Source organism: Sphingomonas sp. CCH9-F2 (assembly GCF_001556735.1).
Classification (GTDB): domain Bacteria; phylum Pseudomonadota; class Alphaproteobacteria; order Sphingomonadales; family Sphingomonadaceae; genus Sphingomonas; species Sphingomonas ginsenosidimutans.
In genome coordinates, this window is sequence record NZ_LSJO01000364.1 from 1 (window position 1) to 1888 (window position 1888).

The 1888-nt window shown below is 71.0% G+C and carries 2 protein-coding genes; both read left to right on the plus strand.

Features of this window, described 5'->3' with window-relative positions:
• On the plus strand, positions 1-1360 hold a 1360-nt coding region (gene sctC, locus AX685_RS10580), incomplete at its 5' end, for a type III secretion system outer membrane ring subunit SctC (protein ID WP_066488381.1).
• Positions 1357-1888: hypothetical protein (locus AX685_RS10585; protein WP_156445764.1), on the plus strand; the 532-nt coding region annotated here is incomplete at its 3' end. The genes sctC and AX685_RS10585, both read left to right, overlap by 4 nt.

A 1888-nucleotide genomic window follows, 5' to 3' on the forward strand; every position in this document is an offset into this window, starting at 1 on the left:
GTTCGGCGCGCCGCCGCCGGTCCAGCCGCTCGAATTCCGCGTCTTCTACCTGAAATATGCGCGGGCCGAGGATACCGTCAGCACCGCTGGCGGGCGCGAGCTGCGGCTGCCCGGACTGGCGACGATCCTCCAGAATCTGGTGCTCAACCAGCGTCCCGGCGGCAGCGCGCTGTCGGGCGGTGCGCCGACGCTGGGCGCGCGGCTGGTGCGGCAAAGCCAGCCGCGGCTCAAGGGGCTGGGGCTGGGCGGGGTGATGCCCAATGCGGCGCAGACGCCCGCCAACGGCCTGCCCGTCCCCGGCCTCTACCCCACCGATAGTGGCGACGTGCTGGGCTATGGCGGGTTCGGCAGCACCGGCGGCGGGCTGGGCGGCGACATCGTCGCGCCGCTGACGCAGGACATCGTCCGGATCGAGCCGAACCCGTATCTGAACGCGGTGATCGTGCGCGACGTGCCCGAACGCATGGCGGCGTATGATTCGCTGATCCGCGCGCTCGACGTCGAACCGCAGGTGGTGGAGGTCGAGGCGACGATCATCGACATCAACACCGACAAGCTGCGCCGGCTGGGCGTCAACTGGCGGCTGGGCAGCGGCGGGTTCGGCTTCCTGTTCGGCGACGGCACGTCGAACGATACGCTGCTGACCCGCAACCCCGCGCTGTCGCGCCGCGACAACACGACGGCGATCACGCCGCAGGGTCAGGGCGGCACGATCTCCACGATCATCGGCAGCCAGCGCGAGTTCCTGGGCCGTATCCAGGCGCTCGAGACCAAGGGCGTCGCGCGCGTCGTCAGCCGGCCGCAGGTGCTGACGCTGTCGAACGTCGAGGCGATCTTCGACCGCACCCGCACCTTCTACGTCCGCGTCGCCGGGCGAGAGGAGGTCGACCTGTTCAACGTCACCGCCGGCACCGTGCTGCGCGTCAACCCGCACGTCTTCCGCGATCAGGACCAGACGCGCATCCGCATGCTCGTCAATATCGAGGACGGGTCGATCAGCCGCGATTCGCTTGTCGAGAACATTCCGATCGTCGAACGCGCCAGCGTGTCGACGCAGGCAATGGTGCTCGACGGCGAAAGCCTGCTGCTGGGCGGGATGACCGTCGATGCCGATGCCGACAGTTCGTACAAGATCCCGCTGCTCGGCGACATTCCGCTGCTCGGCAACCTGTTCAAGGTGCAGCAGCGCAGCCGCTCGCGCACCGAACGGCTGTTCCTGCTGACCCCGCGGCTGGTGTCGCTCGGCTCGCGGGTCGGTCCGACCACGGTGGCGACGACGACGCGCGTCACGCCGGCGCCGGTCAACCCGCCCGCCAATCCGAAGCCCGGCTTCAGCACCGACGGGAGTATCATGCGGTGACCGTGGCCGAACCCGTGCTGCGCATCCTGAACGGCCGGCTGGCCGGGACGGAAAAGCAGTTGCCCGACAGCGGGGCGGTGTCGATCGGGCACCAGTTCTGGCACGACGTCGTCGTGCGCGATCCCGCGACGAAGGGGATGGCCGTCGACCTGGCGCTCGCCCCCGACGGCGCGGCGCAGGCGACCGTGCTGGAGGGGGAAGCCGAACTGCTCGGTTCCACCATCCCGGTCGGCGGCACCGCGATCGTCCCGCCATACGTCCCGCTGTCGATCGGCGGGATTGCGATGGCCTGGGGCGAACGCGGGTCGGATCGCTGGGCGGACGCGACCGGGCTGGTCGCCACCGTCCCCGCCCCGCCGCCTGCCCCGCCCAGCGCCAGCGACCACGCCTGGGCGTTCGCGGGCCGCGCGGGCGAGGGCGCGGCACAGGTGTTCACGCGCACCCGGCTGGCGATCGTCGCGGGCGCGATCGGCATGATCGCGCTCGCCAGCGCGGCGGTGCCGATGGTCGATGCGCTCCACCTGCGCG